Source organism: Streptomyces sp. NBC_01384 (assembly GCF_045040035.1).
Lineage (GTDB): Bacteria > Actinomycetota > Actinomycetes > Streptomycetales > Streptomycetaceae > Streptomyces.
Map to the genome: position 1 here is coordinate 419688 of NZ_CP109560.1, position 18984 is coordinate 438671.

General features: G+C 67.7%; 23 protein-coding genes and 3 pseudogenes. 12 read left to right on the forward strand and 14 right to left on the reverse strand.

The window, feature by feature from the left end; genetic code table 11:
- Window positions 1-87 precede the first annotated feature (87 nt).
- Window positions 88-531: a MarR family transcriptional regulator gene (locus tag OG747_RS49445; RefSeq protein WP_331744240.1), complete on the reverse strand. Its 444-nt coding sequence runs from the start codon at window positions 529-531 to the stop codon at window positions 88-90.
- A 351-nt stretch (window positions 532-882) separates the two neighbouring features.
- Between OG747_RS49445 and OG747_RS49450 the strand changes: the two genes are divergently transcribed.
- The 3 genes from OG747_RS49450 (at window position 883) to OG747_RS49460 (ending at window position 3204) form a co-directional block, all read left to right on the forward strand.
- Window positions 883-1770: an NAD(P)H-binding protein gene (locus OG747_RS49450; RefSeq protein ID WP_331744237.1), complete on the forward strand. Its 888-nt coding sequence runs from the start codon at window positions 883-885 to the stop codon at window positions 1768-1770.
- Entirely contained in the window at window positions 1767-2417 is a 651-nt protein-coding gene (locus OG747_RS49455) for a hemerythrin domain-containing protein (protein WP_331744234.1), read from the forward strand. The genes OG747_RS49450 and OG747_RS49455 overlap by 4 nt, the downstream gene beginning before the upstream one ends.
- Before the next feature lie 64 nt (window positions 2418-2481).
- Window positions 2482-3204 carry an alpha/beta hydrolase gene (locus OG747_RS49460; RefSeq protein ID WP_331744231.1) on the forward strand — a complete coding sequence of 241 codons (723 nt, stop codon included), beginning with the start codon at window positions 2482-2484 and terminating at the stop codon, window positions 3202-3204.
- Window positions 3205-3275: 71 nt separating this feature from the next.
- Here OG747_RS49460 and OG747_RS49465 read toward each other — a convergent pair.
- From OG747_RS49465 to OG747_RS49500, 8 genes and pseudogenes are all read right to left on the reverse strand, one after another.
- Window positions 3276-3518 (reverse strand): annotated as a pseudogene (locus OG747_RS49465) (ISKra4 family transposase); the annotation flags it as partial.
- 305 nt (window positions 3519-3823) lie between these two features.
- Window positions 3824-4306, reverse strand: coding sequence for a hypothetical protein (locus OG747_RS49470; protein WP_331765063.1), 483 nt, complete (start codon window positions 4304-4306; stop codon window positions 3824-3826).
- A 34-nt stretch (window positions 4307-4340) separates the two neighbouring features.
- The gene (locus OG747_RS49475) at window positions 4341-4781 is read right to left on the reverse strand and encodes a DUF6262 family protein (protein ID WP_331765064.1); all 441 of its coding nucleotides are present in this window, start codon (window positions 4779-4781) and stop codon (window positions 4341-4343) included.
- Window positions 4778-6931: a tyrosine-type recombinase/integrase gene (locus tag OG747_RS49480; protein WP_331765065.1), complete on the reverse strand. Its 2154-nt coding sequence runs from the start codon at window positions 6929-6931 to the stop codon at window positions 4778-4780. Before OG747_RS49480 ends, OG747_RS49475 begins: the two co-directional genes overlap by 4 nt.
- Window positions 6921-7352 carry a tyrosine-type recombinase/integrase gene (locus OG747_RS49485; protein WP_331765066.1) on the reverse strand — a complete coding sequence of 144 codons (432 nt, stop codon included), beginning with the start codon at window positions 7350-7352 and terminating at the stop codon, window positions 6921-6923. Before OG747_RS49485 ends, OG747_RS49480 begins: the two co-directional genes overlap by 11 nt.
- 2 nt (window positions 7353-7354) lie before the next feature.
- Window positions 7355-8107: a site-specific integrase gene (locus OG747_RS49490; RefSeq protein ID WP_331765068.1), complete on the reverse strand. Its 753-nt coding sequence runs from the start codon at window positions 8105-8107 to the stop codon at window positions 7355-7357.
- A 95-nt stretch (window positions 8108-8202) separates the two neighbouring features.
- Entirely contained in the window at window positions 8203-9321 is a 1119-nt protein-coding gene (locus tag OG747_RS49495; RefSeq protein WP_405886291.1) for a hypothetical protein, read from the reverse strand.
- The gene (locus OG747_RS49500; protein ID WP_331744225.1) at window positions 9318-9794 is read right to left on the reverse strand and encodes a hypothetical protein; all 477 of its coding nucleotides are present in this window, start codon (window positions 9792-9794) and stop codon (window positions 9318-9320) included. Before OG747_RS49500 ends, OG747_RS49495 begins: the two co-directional genes overlap by 4 nt.
- Before the next feature lie 151 nt (window positions 9795-9945).
- On the opposite strand from OG747_RS49500, the gene OG747_RS49505 reads away from it, so the two are divergent.
- Complete coding sequence (locus tag OG747_RS49505) at window positions 9946-10140, forward strand: hypothetical protein (RefSeq protein WP_331745110.1); 195 nt, start codon at window positions 9946-9948, stop codon at window positions 10138-10140.
- A gap of 485 nt (window positions 10141-10625) precedes the next feature.
- Here OG747_RS49505 and OG747_RS49510 read toward each other — a convergent pair whose 3' ends face one another.
- Entirely contained in the window at window positions 10626-11444 is an 819-nt protein-coding gene (locus OG747_RS49510; RefSeq protein WP_331744222.1) for an SDR family oxidoreductase, read from the reverse strand.
- A 70-nt stretch (window positions 11445-11514) separates the two neighbouring features.
- Window positions 11515-12429: an NmrA family NAD(P)-binding protein gene (locus OG747_RS49515; RefSeq protein WP_331744219.1), complete on the reverse strand. Its 915-nt coding sequence runs from the start codon at window positions 12427-12429 to the stop codon at window positions 11515-11517.
- A gap of 103 nt (window positions 12430-12532) precedes the next feature.
- On the opposite strand from OG747_RS49515, the gene OG747_RS49520 reads away from it, so the two are divergent.
- A complete protein-coding gene (locus OG747_RS49520) occupies window positions 12533-13165 on the forward strand; it encodes a TetR/AcrR family transcriptional regulator (protein ID WP_331744216.1) in 633 nt (210 codons plus the stop codon).
- A 161-nt stretch (window positions 13166-13326) separates the two neighbouring features.
- Here the strand turns inward: OG747_RS49520 and OG747_RS49525 are convergent.
- A pseudogene (locus OG747_RS49525) lies at window positions 13327-13566 on the reverse strand (MFS transporter); the annotation flags it as partial.
- A 129-nt stretch (window positions 13567-13695) separates the two neighbouring features.
- On the opposite strand from OG747_RS49525, the pseudogene OG747_RS49530 reads away from it, so the two are divergent.
- Window positions 13696-13839 (forward strand): annotated as a pseudogene (locus OG747_RS49530) (hypothetical protein); the annotation flags it as partial.
- Here OG747_RS49530 and OG747_RS49535 read toward each other — a convergent pair.
- Window positions 13784-14113, reverse strand: coding sequence for a hypothetical protein (locus tag OG747_RS49535; protein WP_331744213.1), 330 nt, complete (start codon window positions 14111-14113; stop codon window positions 13784-13786). The pseudogene OG747_RS49530 and the gene OG747_RS49535 overlap by 56 nt on opposite strands.
- 119 nt (window positions 14114-14232) lie before the next feature.
- Here OG747_RS49535 and OG747_RS49540 point away from each other — a divergent pair, with 119 nt between their 5' ends.
- Window positions 14233-14532 carry a hypothetical protein gene (locus OG747_RS49540; RefSeq protein ID WP_405886294.1) on the forward strand — a complete coding sequence of 100 codons (300 nt, stop codon included), beginning with the start codon at window positions 14233-14235 and terminating at the stop codon, window positions 14530-14532.
- 89 nt (window positions 14533-14621) lie between these two features.
- On the opposite strand, the gene OG747_RS49545 is transcribed toward OG747_RS49540, so the two are convergent.
- Window positions 14622-14795, reverse strand: coding sequence for a WhiB family transcriptional regulator (locus OG747_RS49545; RefSeq protein WP_405886540.1), 174 nt, complete (start codon window positions 14793-14795; stop codon window positions 14622-14624).
- 33 nt (window positions 14796-14828) lie between these two features.
- Between OG747_RS49545 and OG747_RS49550 the strand changes: the two genes are divergently transcribed.
- From OG747_RS49550 to OG747_RS49570, 5 genes are all read left to right on the forward strand, one after another.
- Window positions 14829-16178 (forward strand): IS701 family transposase, encoded by a 1350-nt coding sequence (locus tag OG747_RS49550; protein ID WP_405886296.1) that lies wholly within the window; start codon window positions 14829-14831, stop codon window positions 16176-16178.
- A 293-nt stretch (window positions 16179-16471) separates the two neighbouring features.
- Entirely contained in the window at window positions 16472-16780 is a 309-nt protein-coding gene (locus OG747_RS49555) for a transposase (RefSeq protein ID WP_331744206.1), read from the forward strand.
- A complete protein-coding gene (locus tag OG747_RS49560) occupies window positions 16777-17436 on the forward strand; it encodes an IS3 family transposase (protein WP_331744203.1) in 660 nt (219 codons plus the stop codon). The genes OG747_RS49555 and OG747_RS49560 overlap by 4 nt, the downstream gene beginning before the upstream one ends.
- Before the next feature lie 140 nt (window positions 17437-17576).
- Entirely contained in the window at window positions 17577-18377 is an 801-nt protein-coding gene (locus OG747_RS49565; protein ID WP_405885520.1) for a transposase family protein, read from the forward strand.
- Between the two features lie 68 nt (window positions 18378-18445).
- A complete protein-coding gene (locus OG747_RS49570; protein WP_331744200.1) occupies window positions 18446-18718 on the forward strand; it encodes an IS3 family transposase in 273 nt (90 codons plus the stop codon).
- The last annotated feature ends 266 nt before the right edge of the window (window positions 18719-18984 follow it).

Sequence of the window (18984 nt, forward strand, 5' to 3'; positions counted from 1 at the left end):
AAGCGGGGTCGAGACCCGTTGGCGCCCGCCGGCTCCGGCGGCTCGGGGCCAGCGGGAATCGGTGCGGACTGCTCGGTGCGGCCGGGTCTACCGCGCGTAGGGGTCGGTGATCTCGCGGAGTTGATCCAGGATCTGCTGCAGCAGCGTGAAGTTGCGGGTACCCAGGTATTCCTTCCACTCCGCGAGGATCTTGTCGAGTGTCGCCTTGGCTACCTCGACCGCCCGCCGGCCGCGTTGCTCGATCAGGATCAGCCGGGCGCGGCCATCCGCGGGGTCGGGGACCCGGCGGACGTAGCCCAGGCGTTCCAGTTGATCGACCATCACACTGGCGCTCTGCTTGGTCATTTGTGCCTGGTCAGCGAGGTCCGTGAGACGCGAACCTTCCGGGGCGATGCGCTGGAACACCCGGCACTGGGCGAGGGTCCAGTCGTCGAACCCGGCATCCTGCAGGGCCCGGAACATCCGGTCCTCGGTGTAGCGGTATGGGATGAACAATGACGTCCCTAGATCAACCCGCTGCTCGTCGTCCATGCCGCTCCCAGCTCCATCGCCCGCCTGATCCCGCGAGGTTTACACCCTACGTCGCCGCCGATTCGACCGCGGCGGCGGCGCGTGCCGCGGCGCTGCGCACGCTGCGTTCCGCATGCGCCACCTGCCCCTCGGCGACCTCGTACCTGCCGCTGTTGCCATCGGTTCGGATCTATGACTACAGTAGTAACGAAAGCTGACTAGTTCGGATGGCAGCAGTCGATCTGGTGCTCATAGATGCCAAACGAGGGTCAGCTGGCCCACCGCATCATCGCGGGGCTGTGCCCGTCCCGCGGGCGCTGCGCCACTCCCAACTCACCCCGAAACCCAATCTCAAACAAAGGACCAGAACTCATGATTTTGATTACCGGAGCCACCGGCACTGTCGGTTCGGAAGTCATCACAGCGCTCCTCCCCACCCAGGCAGGTCACATGAGGGTTCTCACCCGCAATCCTGGCGCGGTTTTCCCCGACGGCGCCCAGAAAGTCGTGGCCGATCTCGGTGACAGCGATCTGGCACCCGTGCTGGACGGTGTACACGCGGTGTTCTTGCTAACCGACGGGCTCCACATCGCCGCACACGATCGCCGGCTCATAGCCGCGGCGCAGCGAGCGGGCGTGGAGCGGATCGTCAAGCTGTCCGTGCGCAACGTCGGACACGACGCCACCGACCCGATCACCACTTTGCACCGGGCCGGCGAGGAGGCGATCCGCGACAGCGGCATCGGGTGGACGTTCCTGCGGCCCACCGCGTTCATGTCCAACGCGCTCAACTGGGCGGGAATGATCGCGGCCGATCAGGTCGTGTACGCCCCGTTTGCCGCAGGCCGGGCCGCTGTCGTCGACCCGGCGGACATCGCAGCGGTCGCCGCGGCCTGCCTCACCCAAGACGGCCACAATCACCGCGTCTACGAGCTCACCGGCCCCGAACCGGTCGGCCCCTCCGACCAGGTCGCAATCCTCAGCCAGGTGCTGGGCCGCGACCTGCGCTACGCCGAAGCCGACCCGGCCAGCACGCTCGCGCAGATGGTGTCCTACGGCATGCCTGAGGAGCACGCGCACGCCATCATCGAGCTGTTCCGCTCCACCGTGGAACCGTGGAACTCCGAGCCGACAGGCGACATCACCGCAGTCACTGGCCGCCCGGCACGCAGCTTCACCGACTGGGCCCAGGCCCACCGCACCGAGTTCCTGACCCCCGAAGCCGTCCAGAACGCCGCAACCATCGAGGAGTCACGATGAGCGCCTCCGGCCCCGGGGTCGACACCCACGAGATGGTTCTGATCCACCGTGTCATCCGGCGCGAGTTCGGCCAACTCCCCCGACTATTTCGCTCCGCGGCCAACGACCGTGCACGATCAAAGGTCATCGGCGCGCACGCCCGGGAGATGCTGGACTTCCTGCACACCCACCACACCGGCGAGGACGAACTGCTCTTTCCCTTGCTGCGCAAGCGAACCACGCTCGACCCGGATCTGATGGACCGGATGGACGCACAGCACGCACAGGTCGACGACACCGTCACAGCCGTCAACGCGCAACTGCCAGTGTGGACAGCGACCGCCGACGCAGCCACCGGCGAGAAGATGGCCGCCCGCATCGAAGCCACGATGCCGACACTGATCGATCACCTGGCCGAGGAAGAGCAGAAGCTGCTCCCGGTCGTCTCGGTCACCCTGACGCAAAGCGAATGGGACGCACTCGGCAAGCACGGCATGAGCGCGATCCCGCTCACCCGGCGACTGGTCATCCTCGGCCACATCACCGAGGAAGCCGACGACGCGGAACGCCAGAGGTTCATGCAGGTCATACCCGCCCCAGCCCGTTTGGCCTACAAGCTGATCGGCCACCGCCAGTTCACCCGCGAAACCACCGCGCTCCGCGGTTGACCCAGCTCGCGACCCGGCGCCACAGCCCAAACCCATCTTCTCTCCAGCCAGAGGTGCGACCGCCATGGCCCTCACGATGTCACCCACCTTCGTCCTCGTCCCCGGAGCCTGGCAGGGAGGCTGGGCCTGGCAGCCGGTCGCCCGGCGGCTGCGTGAGGTCGGCTATGCGGCCGTTACGGTCACCCTGCCGGGCCTCGCCGACCGCGATGATCGCGCCGGACTCCGGCTCTCGGATGCGATCGATCACGTCGTGGCCGAGGTCGAGCGCCGCGACCTCGCTGAGGTCGTCCTGGTCGGCCAGAGCTGGGGCGGCTACGTGATTACAGGCGCCGCGAATGCACTGATCGGCCGCCTGGCCAAGGTGATCTACTTCAACGCCGTCGTTCCGGCCCGCGGCACGGCGATGGTGGACGAGAACGCCGAGTACGCGGCACTGACCCGGGCCGCGATCGCGGCCAGCCCGGACGGCACCATCGGCCTGGTCCGCGAGCAGGTTCCGATGCTCATGCCGGAGGCCGACGAGCAGACCAGAGACCTGTTCTTCGAACTGCTCGTGCCGCAGCCCGGCGGCTACTTTCTCGACCCGCTCGACGTCGACGACGTCACTACCCTGGGCGTGCCGGCCGGATACATCCTCAGCGAGGACGACCGGGCCCTGGCCCGGCCGGGTGCCGAGTTAGCCTCCCGTATCGGTCTGACCCCGGTGCTGGTATCGGGCGGTCATGAATCGATGCTCACCCGCCCGGACGAGGTGGCCAAGGCACTACTCACCAGCGCACTTTCCTAGTCAATATGCGATTCGCAGCGCCAGCTCCGCAAATGAAGATGGGTGTGGACCGTGCTGTGTGACCGGTCTGGTCAGGCTGCGAGGGTGAGTTCTTCCTGGTAGCGGGCTTGATGGATGCGCTGGTGTTCCCTGCGGAGATGCCAGGCGAAGTAGGCTTCGAAGTCGCCGTTGGTGATCAGGGCCCGGAGCTTCAGCACGGCCTCGGCGCCTTTCAGGGACCAGCGGGCCCCGGTGATGTCGAGGCGGTCTTTGACCAGGTGGCGGCAGGCGCCTTCGATGATGCCGGTGGCGATCGGCCAGCCTTTGGCCAGGGCGGTGTCGTAGCGCAGCCAGGGCCGTTTGTTCTCCAGGTAGGTGCAGGTCTTCTCGACGGTGGCGAGTTTGTCGTCGGGCAGGGCGGCGGTCTTGGCGGCGTGGCGCAGGTCGGCCACGCATCGCTCGGAGCTCCCGGCCAGGATGGTGCGGGCGTGGCGGGCGACGAACGCCTCGATGTCTGGTCCGGCCTTGTCGTGGAAGCACCAGGCGGCCTTCCACAAGTAGCCGAGTTATCAACGGGTTTTAGCTTCTGATGCGGCGTTCTTGCACTTCAGAACGTTGATGAGATTGCTGCCAGGTAGCGTCAGCGCAGGCTGGAAAGTTCATTGACGTGGCGGGTGGGGATGCCGAGGAAGAGGTCGGGCTGTGCCGGGCCATGGACGATGTTGAGCGTGTCGAGTCGGTAGGTCCATTCGCCGCCGCATGAACCGGTAAAGCGGTAGTTGATCTGCCAGCGGAGCCACTCTCCGCGGGCGAGGCGAACAGCCGGAGGACGCCGCGATCTGCGTGGCATGCCGAATGGCGTGGCGACCAGCTGAACCCGCAGCAGTCCGTCGACTTCCCGCAAGAGCACGCCGGCGTCCGTGCTGGAGTCGGGCATGCTGTCGTGCGTCACAGCCCGGGGCTGGAAGTCTCCGGCTTCGTCCATCCGAACCTCGTGCATGAAGGGTGGCGAGCCGAGCGGCAGCGGAAAAGCCGTCGGGGTCGCGTTCCGACGCGCGGCTTCGAGCCCGCCGCGGGATTGTTTGGTCCATGACGTGCGGACCCACTGCACCACTGTCTCCACGAGGCTGATCCTGCGGCATGGCGGTGGCTGGCCGCTACTCCGTTTCGGCGGGGGCCGTCCGTGGCAGACCACGGCGGGCGAGTTCGCGTCGGAGGTCGAGATTCTCGCCGTGTGCCTGGGCGAGGGCATCCCGCAATGCCTTGTCGTTGTCGCGGAGTTGTTTCTTCAGTCGTGTGATCTCTGCGGTGAGGGCGAGGACGATGTTGCTCTCTGTGGCTCCGGCCGCGGCTGGAGCTGGAGCGGCTGCGGCCTGGTGCTGACGCCGGAGGTGTTCGATGCGTTCGCGCAGGGTGGGGTGGGTGTAGAGGAAGGAGTGTGAGACGCCCGCCTCGCGTTGGATGGACTGGAAGGTCACGGACTTGCCGCGCTTGACCAGGGTGCGGATGGCGGTCTCGGCGGCTTTCGTCTTGGCCTCGGACTTGCGGCGGGCGGCCTGGCTCAGGGTGTCGATACGGCGTTGCCGCTGGTCGTTCATGGTTGTGGCTTCCGGTGGCGGGTCAGGTCGATAGAGACGGGGGTAGGGGTGCTGGGGCTGCCGGCCCCCTGGATCGCGCGGCCGAGGTTGGCTCGCATCGCGCCCAGGAGCTTGACGAGGGCCTCGCGTTCGGCTCGGCGCTGGAGGAGCCAGACGTTGTCGTCGGGCATGGGCCGGCCGTGCCGCTGCTGGAAGCGTGTGGTGTTCCGTTCCATCAGTGTGGTCGTCTCGGCCAACTGCCGTTCCAAGATGTCCAGATGGCTGTCGTCGGTGACGAAGACGCCGCAGGTCAGGCAGGCATTGCCCTTCTCGCACTTCTGGAGGGGCGGCAGCAGGCAGTAGCCGTTGGGCAGGAATCGGTCGGCGCGGTCCAGTAGGTGCAGCGAGTCGTGGTCCTCCTGGGAGAAGACCACGCGGGTGCCGTCGGCTTTGAACTTGCGGGTGGCCAGGAACGCCTGCTCGGCGTGCTCCTCCCGGCGTGCGACGTAGTGCATGGACATCGTCGGTGTGGAGTGCCCCGCGTACCGTTGCAGGACGTGGACGGGCAGGCCGAGCTCGGCGAGTTTGGTCAGTTTGGTGTGCCGGAAGCGGTGGGTGTGGCTAAGGCGGATCGGACGCCCGGCTGCGTCGGTGATCTGTGTCAGATCGCTGAACAGCCCCAATGCCCGGCCGTAGTTGGAGTTGCCGTAGGGCTTCGTTCCGTGGGCGTTGGCACGCTTCTGCGGGAAGAGGTGCGGCGGGGCCCCTTCGGGGAACCGTTCGCGCAGCCACTGCCGTTGTTCTTCGATGATGGCGACGGCCTCCGCGTCGATCAGGATGTTGTCCGGCGCCTCGTCGATCTTGCTCTGGCCGTAGTGGAACCGGGCGACGGCTTCCCCTTCCGCGGCCTGGACGGCCGCGGCGGTGGCCGGGGAGAGACAGTCGAAGGTGCAGAGGCAGATCTCGCTGGCCCGGCGGCCGGTGAGAATCTGCAGCAGGAGCATCCGCATCAGCTGGGGATCGTCCTGGCCGGGAAGCTCGTGCACCAGGCCGTCGCGGGTGACGGTAGTCGTTCGGGTGCTCGGCTCGGCGAGCACGGGAAGACAGGTGGTGATCTGCGCCAGGGCATGATCATCGACATAGTGGGTCTCGTCGGCGACGGGCTGATGGCGTCGCAGTCGGGTGCGTTGCCGCAGCCAGATCGCGGGATGCGCCTCGGTCAACTCGTCCCAGGGCGAGGGACCCAGGACCTGCGCAGCCTCATGGCGGTGGTCGATGAGCAAGGTCATCAGTTCAGCGATGGCCCAGACATCCAGATTGACCTTGTTGGTGGAGACCTTCTCAGGTGGGCGGTTCACCGAGGACCGGTGACCTGGCTCGCAGGCCCAGCGCCGGAAGGCGGCGGCGAAGCTCCCGGCCTGAGCCGCGTCGCGGATCGCCTCGGCCGGATCATCGAGGATCTCCAACCAACGTGCGAAGCGCAGTAGGGCCGGGCTTCGCTGGCCTGTCAGGGTCGACCAGGTGATCGTCCCGGCCTCGAGGAGGGTGCCGAGGTGCCACTTGATCGCGTTCCGCACCCATGGCAGCCGCGCCGCCCCTGGGGAGCACCCAACCGATCGGCACGGTTCGCGCTCCCGCAGCGGAATGCGCGGATCGCAGCGCGGGTGCCAGGTATCCATCTCCCACCAGATGCCGTCGTGCAGACGGGCCGTCAGTGCCAGGCGCGGATAGCCGAGCAGGCGCTCCAGGCGGGCGCGCCGGCCCTTGTCGGCCGCTGGCAGCCGACCGTGCTGGTGGTGGAACCAGATGCCATGCAGTCGCAGGAGTTCCGTCTTCTCGACCCAGGCCAGGGAGTGCGGCAGCGGATATTCACTTTCGGCGGCCCAGGCCAGGACGGACGCGAACTGGTTGACCACATCGACCGCGACCTTCATCCCGTCCCGGTGCTGCCAGTGCGCCATCCACGCCAGCTCGTTGCGGAGCCGCTCGGGAACCCCGTGGAGGTGCACCGCGCGGCCCCGCCCCGCTTCGGCCATCGACTCCCAATTGCCAATGCCGGGACCGATGACCGTGCTGTGCCACTGGGGCGGCAGATCCGCAAGGATCCGGGTTACTGGATCGGCGACGGACGTGGGGACCAGTCGCAGTCGTGCCGTGCGGTCACCGGTCATGCTCGGTCCGCCATCCCGCGGTGTACGTCTTCCAGTTCGCTGCCGCCCGCAGGGCCTCGTCCTCGCTGACCCAACCGTAGAGGTCCAAAGTGGTCTGGACGTGTGCGTGCCCGAGTCGCCGGGAAACCACCCAGTCCGCCGTACCTGCCAGCAGCAGGGCGGTGGCGTGGCTGTGCCGGAACCAGTGCGCGCTCCAGTCCTTGGGGCCAAGGCCGCGGCGCTTGAGCGCGTCGATCTTGTCGCGGACCGTACCCTCCCGCAGCGCGGCCAGGAAGGGAGGACGCTGCAGGTTGACGAACAGGGAGTCATCCGCAGAGATAGGCATCCCCAACTCAGCGGCCCGCAGGGCAAGATGAGTCAGATAGTCGGCGTAGAGACGCTCCAGATCAGCGCCGACGTAGACGCGCCGGGCCCGCATCATCTTCACCCGGCACCATTCGTGTTGTCCTCACGCGGCACGATCTCCACATGCGGAGTTGCCCCCTGCCCCATGACGAAGTCGCGAATTCGCAGGCCCAGCACCTCACCGATGCGCATCCCGCTGTCCGCGAGCAGCGCGAACAGGAACCGGTCGCGCAGGTTACCGACCCACTCGCCGCGTACGTCGTCCCAGATTGCGCAGCCGTCGAGGATCGCCTGGATCTGCTGGGGTAACAGGATCGGCGGCCGGTCGCGGCGCCTGGTCTTGCGCACCCGTACCAGCGAGGAAGGCCCGGCGGGCATGCCGACGTTCAAATGCGCGAGCAGCCCGCGGGCCGGGATGCGCCGTGGGGTGCCGCGCAGCAGCCGCTTGGCGACCGGTACCTCGTGCACCGCGTCCTGCCATCGGTAGAAGGAGATCAGCGCGGCGAGCCGGGACTCCAGCGTCGTGTCCTGCGGGACGGTCCCATCAGCGGTCGGGAGAAGTGCTGCGGACCGGCCGTTGCGTAGCCACGACAGATAGGCTGATACCGCCGGAACCCCCAGGTCACGCCATGCGGCGGCGTCATCACGCTGTTCCAGGAAGCTCCACCACTGCGCGAGCGCGGTGGCATAGGAGCGGACCGTGTTCGGTGACCACTCGGCCCGATGGGCTTCCAGCCACTCCTGAACCGGCACCACTGTCCGGTACGCGTCGTCGACGACTGTCCAAGTTCGGCCTCCGCTTGGTGGCTTGGCCGTGATGCTGTACGCCACGCTCGTTCACTCTCGTTGAAGAAACCCCGTCGATAGCACTGAAACAACGAGGGAGAACCACCGCGCGTCACGCTCGTCGTTGACGTAGGAGAGAGTCAGAGAGCTCCCGTTGATAATTCGAGGACGTGGATCAGGTCGCAGACGATGTGGATGTCGACGCCGCGAACGAGGACTTCGGCTTGGATCTGCGCGATCTGCGGTTCGGCGCCGTCGACGAGCACCACCCAGTCTCGCTCGTAGTCGGGGTCGCGGTCCTCGGCCTGGTCGAACGCGGCCGACACGACGTCGGCGATGGTGTCGGCCACGGATCCGGTGAGCCACTTGTTCCGGGCCTTGGGGCCGTCGGCGCGTTCGGTGTGCGGGTCGGGCTCGGCGTCGGGGTCGGTGATGACGTCGTCAACGGTGCGTGGCGCGGCCGGTGAATCCCAGACCGCGCCGAGCACCGCCATACGCTTGCGGCCGTTCTTCTCCCCGGCGGCCAGCCGGGTCTTCATCGCGTTGCCGCCGGCGTCCTGCTTGGCCTCGGCCATCTTCCTGGTCTGCTCGCGCAGGTCTTTGGGACGCATCACGATTCCCTTGCCGTCGAAGGACAACGCCAGCGGGACCTTCGCATCGGCGGCGGCCGGGGCGGTGCGCCGGTAGTAGGCGTCGATGTCGGCCGCGGCGGCGACCACCAGCTGCTCCAGGTTCGCCTTGCCGATCCCGACCCCGCAGCGGCGGGCGATCGCGGCCCGGGCGTCGTCGAACGAGCCGCGCACCGCCTCGACCGCGGCCTGCTTGCGGATCCCGTGGCTGGCCCGCCCGGTCGGCAGGTTCAAATCGGCGTCCAGCGGGTGCAGGTTTGCACAACCCAAGGCCCGGTAGGCGATCCGCGTGACCGTCACCGTGCCGAACACTGTGGTCAGCAGCCGCTCATGCCCTGGTTCCACCCGGCGGTGGGGCACATTCTCGGCGTCGACGACTTCCTTGCGCTGCGGCTCGCGTATGGATCGCAGGTCCAAGTGGTCCTGCAGCATCTGTCGCATCACCTCCAGCCCACGTGTGGAGATCATGTCCTCCAGCTGGTGATGGGTCAGTGCATCGGCCGCAGGGTCCGCCAGGTCCCCGATCAGCGCCCGCACCAAGCCCGCCGAGGCGGCGAACCCCGACAGGCCAGCCTCCAAGTCCGCGACCTGCGGCTCCTGCGGGCCGCGGCCGACGCCGGCCGCTCTCACCGGGCCGCGCCCGCGGCCGGGGCGAACAGCCCGTCCTCGACCCGCACCAGCACCCCGTCATCGGCCAGACGCCGTAGCTTGGCACGCACTGACTCCGTGGCGTTCTTCCCCTCCGGCAGGCCCAGCCCCTGACACACTTGCTTGACCCGCAACGGCCGTCCGGCCCCGGCGAAGACCTCGCGGATCCGCGCGTACACCGCCTCGTCCCGGACCGCCCCACGCACCCCGGGCCGCGGCCCGCCTCCGGACACCGCCGGACCGACGACCGCATCGACGCCGTCAGCCACCGCAACCAGCTGTTGCCCGGCAACAGCCAGACCCGCCACCGTCCGCCGCGCGATCACCAGGTCCGACAGTGGGCACCGGGCCTCGTCCAGCCGGTCCGCCGCCGCCAACGCCTCGACCCGCAGCTCCTCCACCAGCACCAGCGCCGCCGCCTGACGCTCCTCCAACCGTTCCAGCACCGATTCCACACCGGCCTCCTCAACGCGCCCCACCCCGGCCGCCGCTGGCGGCCCCGACACCGGACACGTTAGAAACCCGGACATCACAACACATCAGGACACGGTCGTAAACCACTCAAAAGGTCACTCGTAGCGGTCTACACCCAAAGCGTTTGGCCTGGTGGCCGAACTGTTGCTGCGGGGTCGTTGCTGTGCCGAGTTGGGGGCGCTTGCGCCCTCACCGGCCGACCTGGGAAAGCTCCTCGTCGGCCTGGCGCTCGCTGCCACCCGCAAGGATGCCGACGGCTTCGGCGCCCGGATGAAGGCAGCAGCCGAGGCGGCGATCCGCGCTGACACCTCTCAGACGGGCCATTAGGGCGGTGGCAAGGCCTGGACAGCCACCGCTACCGAGGAGACAGGGAGTTGATCCTGCGCCTTGCCATCCCGTGCGCGTGGCCGGCCCTCCCATACGGTGGAGGCCGCGACGTTGCGTCCCAGGCCCAGTAGTTGGCCCTGGATCCGGAGGTATCCAAGTGGGGATTCTCCCGTGCCAGACGGATGACAAGCCTCTGCTGCCCTTCCACGACGGCCCGATCGCTCCAGAACGGGGGGCGTCCACGGGCGCGTTGTACGACGGCGAACTGGTGGCGAAACTCAAGGTCTCGATGTCCTCTACCGCACCTGACCGGGCCAACAGCGCCAGCCACCGGAGGGTCTGGCACCCGAGCCGGTAGATCAGACGTATCGCGGCGATCCCACGACATGCTCCAAACCAGCCACCATGTGCCTGCTGTCCGGCCACATAGTGATGCCGAACCTACAGGTCAGCGCGGGTGACACAGTTTCCGGCACGCACAGGGATCAGACCTGGCGCAGGGCGCCGCCGTCGACGTCCCACTCTGCGGCGGTGACCTGGCTCGACAAGGGTGAGACGAGGTAGGCGATGACCTGTGCGAGGTCCTCGGACGTGCCCCACCGGCCCGTGAGCAGCGGCCGGACCTCCGCCGTCATGCGAGTCAGCGCACTCTGTCTGTCCGTACCCCACACCTTGGCGGCCTGCTCGGCGAAGCCGTCCGGCCCGTCGTACAGCGGGGTGAGGGTGGGCCCGGGGACCACCACGTTCGAGCGGATGCCCTGCGGGCTGAACTCGGTGGCCAGCGAAGTGGACATCGCCAGCAGCGACAACTTCGCCGCCGCGTAGTCCTGGTTGCCCGAATGCGGCAGCCGCGCCGAGTCACTGCCGACGTGGACCAGACTGCCGCCACCGCTCTCGAGCATGGCGGGTATGGCGGCGCGGCTCATGCGCCGGGCCGCGTGGAAGTTGAGGTTAAAGGTGGCGAGCCACTGCTCGTCGGTGATGTCCAGGAAGCCGGTACGAGCTTGCAACCCAGCGGCGTTGTTGACCAGCGCGTCGATACGGCCGTGCTGCTCAAGCACAGCGGCGATCACCCGGTCGGACGTGGCCGGGTCACCTACGTCGGCGACGTGCACGTGCGCGGTGCCGCCGGCGCCCTCGATCTCGGCCTTGGCCTTGGCCTTGGCCTTGGCCAGCTTGTCCGCGCTGCGGGCTACCAGGACGGGGATGCCGCCCTCGGCGGCCACCAGCAGCGCGGTGGCGCGTCCGATACCCGAGGAGGCACCGGTGATGATGACAACTTTTTCGGTCAGTTGCAGATCCATGACGTTCTCTTTTAAGGGTGAGGTCAGTGGGGTGTCGGCCGGGTCAGCGTGAGGTCCCGGGTAGCAGCTGTCAGGAGAGCTGGTCGAGCAGTTCCTGACGGTGTGCGGTGGCCCATGAGCCGAAGTGGATGGGTTCGCGGCCGAGCAGGTCCCGGACCGTGCTGGTGGTGACCGCGGAGTAGTCCATGCGGCCCTCGAAGGTCTGTCGCGCCCAGATCAGCGTGCTGGCCGCGTACGCGGCGTCCATGTTGGCGGGCGCGGTGTCCAGCCCGGCCTCGATCATGCGCATCAGATCGTCCGGGGTCATGACCAGCGCGGGGATCTCCTGCCCGAGGGCGGCGGAGAGGACCTCGGCCACCTCGGCGCCGTTGAGGAGATCGGCGGACAGCTCGTACACCTTGCCCGCATGCGTCTGGGGGCCTTCGGCCAGGACCTTGGCCACGACCGCCGCGATGTCGTCGTTGGCGATCCAGCCGACCTGCTTGTCGCCCATCGGCCACACCATCTGGCCATCGCGCAGTCGGTTGATGCCGAGCAGGTTCTCCATGAACACGTGCGGATGCACGTTCGCCCAGGCCACCTTGGAGCCGGCGATGTAGCGCTCCACCAGTTCGTGCCAGGCGAAGTGCGGGTCGGTGGAGCGTCCGTCGCTGAATACACCCAGGTGCACCAGGAAACTCACGCCGGCGTCCTCGGCGGCATCCACCAGCGACTTGGTCTGCTGGTTCATCGCCGAGGTGTAGCCGGTCATCACGAACAACCGGTCGATGCCCTCGAGCGCGGCGGGGAAGGTGTCGGGGTCATCGAGATCGATACGGACCGCTTCCTTCCCCTCCTTGATCCACTGCTCGACGGTCGACTTGCTGCGTGAAGCGCGCACCGGGATCGCCTGGCCGGGGGTCTCCTCCAGGAACTTCACGACCGCCGCTCCGGTGCGGCCGGTGGCCCCGAGAACCAGCACCCGCGGGGTGTCCGTCTTCTGCATCTGTCTCTCCCTTGAACTCATACGAAAGCAATCACTTTCGTATGACTCGATAGTGATTGCTGTCGTATCCTGTGTCAAGTCGACGCGAGACCGGAGGAAGATCGTGCGTACCTGGGCAGAGAACGACCCCAAAGCGCGCCTGATGGCGCGCAAGCGCGAGGCGATCATCAACGCCGCCCTCGCGGCCTTCCTCGACGAGGGGTACGGCGGAAGCTCGGTGAACCGCATCGCCGCGAGCGCAGGTGTGTCCATCACGACCCTGTACCGGCATTTCGAGAGCAAGGACGATCTCTTCGTCGCCGTCATCCAGGAGGCCTGCGACACCTCCGCACAGACCGCGAACCCGCAATGGCTGGGCCTGCCACCCCTGGAAGGCCTGACCGAAGCGGGCTGCGAACTCCTCCAACACATCCTGTCCGAGCAGCAGTTGGCGCTCTTCAGAGTGGTGGCCCGGGACGCGCAGCGATTCCCCGAGCTCGGCCGCCGCTACCAGCAGGAGATTCTCGGAGACCGCGTAGCCCTGTTCACACGGCACCTGTCCCACTGGCCGGAGGAACTGCGTGCCAAAGTCAGCGACCCGACACGGGCCGCGCACGTCTTCTCCGCCCTCCTCCAAGCGGAGATCGTGGACACCACCCTGCTCGGCGGACCGGTCCCCGATCCGACCGCCATCCGGATCCGCTCCCAGGAGGCCGCGAACGACCTGCTTGCCCTCGCCCAGGCCGGACGGCTGTGAGCCGGCGACGGAATAACCGCGAGCGCACGCATGCGCCGCAGACCAGCCGCACCACGTCACCTCGCAAGACCGCCTCGCCTCGCCCGGTCCCCCGCTTGGGCTGAGGGCCACCCGGGGAGCAGCGCGCTCGGTGCGCCGCCGACGGGCGAAGCTGAGCCCCAGCCGAGCGCGAACGCCGTGGGCACGCTCATCAACGCCGCGAACCGAGCCAGGTCCATGGCGACCATCACCGGCCGCTTGCGGCGGAACTCCACCCACGGGCCGAGCAGCACCGCCACCGCCCGCCAGCCACGCAGCTGCCGGGCCGCCACCTCCGTCGGCCCGGCGTGCAGCACAGGGATCGCGATCAGGGGGAACGCGTCGAACGCGAGCCACGTGCCGAACGTGCTGTATCTACCCAGGTCCTAGTGCTGGATTCCGCTTTCGGTGGGTATAGCTGCTGGTAGCGGGGCAGTTGCGGGTGCTCGGGGGCGGGTGCTGGGTAGTGGGCCGTACTCAAAGAGGAGATCGGCACCCGCTTCTGGCCCGACCGGGCCACCGCCCGCGCCGACATCTTCGACTTCATCGAGACCTTCTACAACAGACGCCGCCTGCGCAAGCACATCCACTGGGGCTATCTCACGCCCCACGAAACACGCCTGCGCTACCGGCAAGACCAAGCCCTCGCGGCGTAACAACAACGTGCCCAAGATCACGGGGAAACTTCAGGTTGACCTCGATGGCCAGGTGACGGCCGAGGCCGGCGAGCTTGCGCTGGATCTCCACGGTGAAGGGGCCAGTGCCCGCACCCAGCTCCACCACGACGGGCTCGCCGCGTTCTGACACCGGTGCGCAGATCAGTCGGGCCAGGTGCTGTGAGCTGGGTGCGATCGCACCCAGCTGGGCCGGTGAATGCAGCAACTGCCCCAGGAACAGGGTGAGATCGGTTTGCTTGGGCGGACTGGTCATGATGATGCTTCCCTCAATCGTCGGGCCTGCAGGGTCTCGGCCGCGCTGGTGAGGTGTCGTCACTGGATTCGAGTGATCTCCTGGGATTGCTGTGGTGCTCGCGTGCGGGAGAGAGCGCGATGGCCGATGTGCCGGGCAGGGTCGGGCTAATCGATCGGCACGACTTGGTTGCGGCCCTGGATCTCGCCGCGCGGCAACGAGTGACGATCATCTCGGCGCCCGCGGGCAGCGGGAAACGTCTGTGTTGCGGCTCTGGGCCGCTCAGCCGGATCAGCAGCGCCGAATCACGTTCGTCTCGGTGTGGGCTGGCCGAAACGCAGCTGTTCCGGCGCGATCTGATCGGCGCGATCCGTGGTGCTCTGAACGAGGCGGCGGAGCCGCTGGCTGCGTCGCCGGCCTTCGACGGCAGGGGCAGATAGGCACAGGATTCCGAGGTCAGGGTCGAAGCCGATCTCCACGAAGATCGCGCCGGAGGTGTGCAACGCGTACTCGCTGTCCTGCTCTTGCGTCATCTGATGCGTCTCGACTCGCGATCGGACTCCGTGAGTCCGCCCCAAACTCCGAACTCTTGTCGTGTTGACAGCGCGAAATCAGCGCACTTCTCCCGTACCTGGCACTCGGAACAGACACGGCAGCTGTAAGTCTTGATCGTTAACGTGTCTGTACAGGTCAGGTGGTGCAGGCATGGGAACGGCCACCGCGATCATGGTCGTTTGTGAAGACAACGCAAGATGTGGTGGCCGTGGAGGCCACGATAGCCCAGCAGGAGTGGACGGCCGCGTTCGGGGACGTGATGGCACAGGTCGCGGACTGCTTCCCGCGGCGGGACTCGCGGCTGCTGGCTCGGGAGGCGGTGCAGGCGATGCTGATGGAGCTGGAACGGCGCAACTGCTGGTCGCTGGCCGAGGCATTGGGGCATGGCGGACCGCACCGGCTGCAGCACTTCCTCTCTCGCGGCGTGTGGGACCACGACCTGGCCCGGGACCGGCTCGCGGTCTGGGCGGCCGGTGAACTCACCGAAGAGGAAGCGGTGTTGGTGGTGGACGAGACCGGGGACGCGAAGTCGTCCACGGACTGCGTCGGCGCCGCCCATCAGTACTCCGGTGCTCTGGGCGGGGTCGGTCTGTGTCAGGTCGCCGTCCACCTGGCCTATGCCTCCACCCGCGGCCATGCGCTGATTGACCGGGAGCTGTACCTGCCGGCCGGCTGGGCCGCGGACGAGGAGCGCCGCCTGCTGCGGCACGTGCCCGACGCGGTGGAGTTCGCCACCAAGCCGCAGCTTGCTGCCGCCATGCTCGCCCGCGCCCGATCCCTGGGCATCGCGGCGCGCTGGTTCGCCGGGGACGAGGTATACGGCGGGAACGAGCTGCGCCGCACCGCCCGCGCCCTGGGCTTCGACTACGCCCTGGCCGTGAAGGCCGACCACCGCGCCACCACCCAGGCCGGCCGCCTGACCGCCGCCGAACTCGCCCGCCGCGTCCCGAAGAAGGCGTGGATGCGGATGCGCACCGGCCACGGCCTGAAGGGCGACCGGCACTACGACTGGGCCCTGATCGACGTGATCGCGGACGACGCCCCCGCAGGCGAGACGGCCGCCGCCGGGCACGCCCGCCTGGTCGTCCGCCGCCACCGCTACACCCGTGAACTCTCCTTCTATCGCTGCCACTCCACCACACCCGTCAGTCTCGCCGGCCTCGTCCACATCATCTGCACCAGGTGGAAGATCGAAGAGGACTTCCAAGGCGCGAAGGGGACCACCGGCCTCGACCAGGGCCAGGTGACCTCCTGGAGCTCGTGGATGCGCTGGAGCCTGATCAGCCTGATGGCCGCCGCGGTCCTGACCGTCACCCGCGCCCGCACCCACACTGCCGACGCCGCAGGGATCGACCTCGTCCCGGCCAGCCCGCGCGAACTCCTGGCCGTCCTCCGCGCCACCGTCATCCCGATACCCCGCCGCGACCTCGACCACGTCCTGCACTGGTCCGCCTGGCGCCGCCGGCACCAACACCGCGCCACTGCCTGCCACCGGCACTGGAACAACGTCACCGCGGCGGCGACTACGTGACCCGACGACCAAGATCACGACTTACAGCTGCCGTGACAGATGGCCGTCGCTGCCTGTTCCCGCGCTTGGCGGTCCAGGCCCCGTTCGCCAGATGGGGAATAGAAGAAAGAACTTCCCATCCCTCGGCATGCGGCCTCCATTTGCCAGTCCCAGAAATCTATGCGGGGCGCAAGGTGCCTGCTTAGGCTCATTTTCCCCTCCAGGGAAGTAGATCTTTCCCGATCTGAGCTTCCCCCGAGATGCGGAGTGAGTTGACAGAGGGTCAGATGGGACTCATGAGAGGAACATCGACCATGGCTGCCCCCAGAAAGTACTCGCTGGAGTTGCGTGAGCGTGCGGTGCGGATGTATCGCACCTCCGACCCGAAGCCCCAGATCAAGAAGCTCGCCGTCGATCTCGGTGTGCACCCGGAGGCACTGCGCGGCTGGATCCGCCAGGCCGAGGCCGACGCCGGCGAGCGCGACGATCGGCTGACCACCGACGAACGCGCGGAGCTCACCGCGCTGCGCAAGGAGAACGCCCAGCTCAAGCGGGCGAACGAGGTACCGCGGACGGCCTCGGCTTTTTTCGCGGCCCAGCTCGACCCAACCCGGCCCAGGTGACGGCGCTCCTCGACGAGCATCCACGCCTGGGGGTCGAGCCCGTCCTGCGGGAACTGCACATCGCCTCCTCCACCTACTATCGCTGGCGCCGTGCCGAACGCGAGCCGTGCGAACACCGGCGCCGCGACGCGGAACTGACCGAGCAGATCAAGGAGATCCACGCCGGCTCGGGCGGGATCTACGGCTCGCCGCGCGTCCACGCCGTCCTCAGGCGCGAGGGCGTCCACGTGGGCCGCAAACGGGTCGAGCGACTGATGCGCGAGGCCGACATTGCGGGCATCAGCCCGCGCCAGAAGGGCTTCACTCGCCGGGACCCCAAGGCCACGCTCGCCCCGGACCTGGTCGAGCGCGACTTCACCGCGCCCGCGCCGAACCGGCTGTGGGTCACCGACCTCACGATGATCTCGACCGGCGAAGGGCCGCTGTGGCTCTCGGCGATCCGGGACGCGTTCTCCCGGAGAGTGGTGGCCTGGGAGACCTCCGCCCGCGCGGACGCCGACCTGGTCCTCACCACACTGGAGTACGCCCTGGCCAGCCGGGAGGTCAAGCCCGGACAACTCGTGCACCATGCCGATCACGGCTGTCAGTACACGTCCGTGAAGCTGACAACTCGCCTACTGAGGTCTTCTCGGCAACGTGACGGTTGCGGTACGTGACTGTGCGCGGGGCGGTTCGATGTCGCACGGGGTGACCTGGCGTCAGACATGAGCGAAGCCCCTGGTAGGAACGGGTCTGCGAAGATCAAGTTCCGTACAGCCAGAGGCTTCACACGTTGACCAGTATCACCTACACCGCTGTGCTCGATGTCGGCAGGGAGACCGCCGAGACCCTGGCCCGGCTCCTGCGCGAGCACCGCGAACGGCTCGGCACCCGCAAGGGCACCCGCGCCCTGGGCGTCTTCAAGCAGGGGGTTCTCGTCCTGCGGTGGTTCGTCGACGGGGCCCGGCTGGCCCAACTCGCCCGCGACAACGGGGTATCCGTCCCCACCGCCTACCGTTATCTCCACGAGGGACTGACCGTGCTCGCCGACCACGCCCCGGACCTGTCCACCGCGCTGGAGCAGGCGGCCGCCGCCGGCTACACCCACCTCAACCTGGACGGCACCGTCATTCGCACCGACCGCGTCGCCGCACCCGGCCCCAACAAGGCCGACTTGTGGTGGTCGGGAAAACACAAGCACCACGGCGGGAACGTGCAGGTCATATCCGCCCCCGACGGCTGGCCGCTCTGGGTCTCCCCGGTCCGGCCCGGCCGCGAGCACGACACGACCTGCGCCCGCACGCACGGCCTGATCGCCGCACTGGACCGGCTCGCCGCCGCCCTCGACATCCCCACCCTGACCGACCTCGGCTACGAGAACGCCGGAGACGGCTTCCGCCACCCGGTCAAGAAGCCCCAAGGCCGCGAACTCACTCTCGACCAGAAGACGTTCAACAAGGCGATCCGCGGCATCCACGGCGTGGCCGAACGTGCGAATGCCCTGCTCAAGGTCACCTTCAAGGCCCTGCGCCGGGTCAGCCTCGACCCCGGCAGCATCACCCGGATCGCCCGCGCGGCCCTCGTCCTGCTCCAGATGGAACACGGCCGCACCACGTGAACGAAGATCACAAACGGTCACGAGACGTTACCGAGAAGAGTTCACTGAGAGCGGGAGTTGCGGCGTCCATGGGCTCGGTCGGGGACTCGTACGACAACGCCCTCGCGGAGAACCTCTGGATGCTCATCAAAACCGAAGGCATCCGCGGCCGCACCTTCACCACCCGCTCCGAGGCCAACCTCGCGCTCTTCGAGTACATCGACGGCTTCTACAACTCCCGGCGCATCCAGAAACGGCTCGGCTACCTCAGCCCCGTCGAATTCGAGGAGAAGCACTACGCCGACCAGGCAACGGCCAAACGAACGAACCTGAAACCCCGTCAACCCGCCCTGACCAGCTGATCAGCACCTCCCACACACCGGGGGAAGCTCAATCAAACAGTGAAGGTCATTTCTCGTTCGGCAGGGAGATGCCCTCACTGGGCACGGCTCGCGCTGGAAACCTTTCGTTATAAAGGCTGGCGCCATGACAGGCCCATTTATACCGATCCGCCAACAGCCTGGCGGCAACCGAAACGCGATCACCGCCAGGTGTTCCAGCCACTGGAGAGTTGGCCCGGTCGATGATGGAGCGATCGCAATCCGCATCAGGAACTGCCTGAGGAAGC

What these genes read in the sequence shown, in the direction of transcription:
- OG747_RS49485 (WP_331765066.1), bottom strand. Translation starts at nt 7,352, where the DNA reads ATGATGCGGGCCCGGCGCGTCTACGTCGGCGCTGATCTGGAGCGTCTC.
- OG747_RS49475 (WP_331765064.1), bottom strand. Translation starts at nt 4,781, where the DNA reads ATGAACGACCAGCGGCAACGCCGTATCGACACCCTGAGCCAGGCCGCC.
- OG747_RS49460 (WP_331744231.1), top strand. Translation starts at nt 2,482, where the DNA reads ATGGCCCTCACGATGTCACCCACCTTCGTCCTCGTCCCCGGAGCCTGG.
- OG747_RS49555 (WP_331744206.1), top strand. Translation starts at nt 16,472, where the DNA reads ATGGCTGCCCCCAGAAAGTACTCGCTGGAGTTGCGTGAGCGTGCGGTG.
- OG747_RS49445 (WP_331744240.1), bottom strand. Translation starts at nt 531, where the DNA reads ATGGACGACGAGCAGCGGGTTGATCTAGGGACGTCATTGTTCATCCCA.
- OG747_RS49455 (WP_331744234.1), top strand. Translation starts at nt 1,767, where the DNA reads ATGAGCGCCTCCGGCCCCGGGGTCGACACCCACGAGATGGTTCTGATC.
- OG747_RS49510 (WP_331744222.1), bottom strand. Translation starts at nt 11,444, where the DNA reads ATGGATCTGCAACTGACCGAAAAAGTTGTCATCATCACCGGTGCCTCC.
- OG747_RS49570 (WP_331744200.1), top strand. Translation starts at nt 18,446, where the DNA reads ATGGGCTCGGTCGGGGACTCGTACGACAACGCCCTCGCGGAGAACCTC.
- OG747_RS49450 (WP_331744237.1), top strand. Translation starts at nt 883, where the DNA reads ATGATTTTGATTACCGGAGCCACCGGCACTGTCGGTTCGGAAGTCATC.
- OG747_RS49535 (WP_331744213.1), bottom strand. Translation starts at nt 14,113, where the DNA reads ATGACCAGTCCGCCCAAGCAAACCGATCTCACCCTGTTCCTGGGGCAG.
- OG747_RS49515 (WP_331744219.1), bottom strand. Translation starts at nt 12,429, where the DNA reads ATGCAGAAGACGGACACCCCGCGGGTGCTGGTTCTCGGGGCCACCGGC.
- OG747_RS49480 (WP_331765065.1), bottom strand. Translation starts at nt 6,931, where the DNA reads ATGACCGGTGACCGCACGGCACGACTGCGACTGGTCCCCACGTCCGTC.
- OG747_RS49540 (WP_405886294.1), top strand. Translation starts at nt 14,233, where the DNA reads ATGGCCGATGTGCCGGGCAGGGTCGGGCTAATCGATCGGCACGACTTG.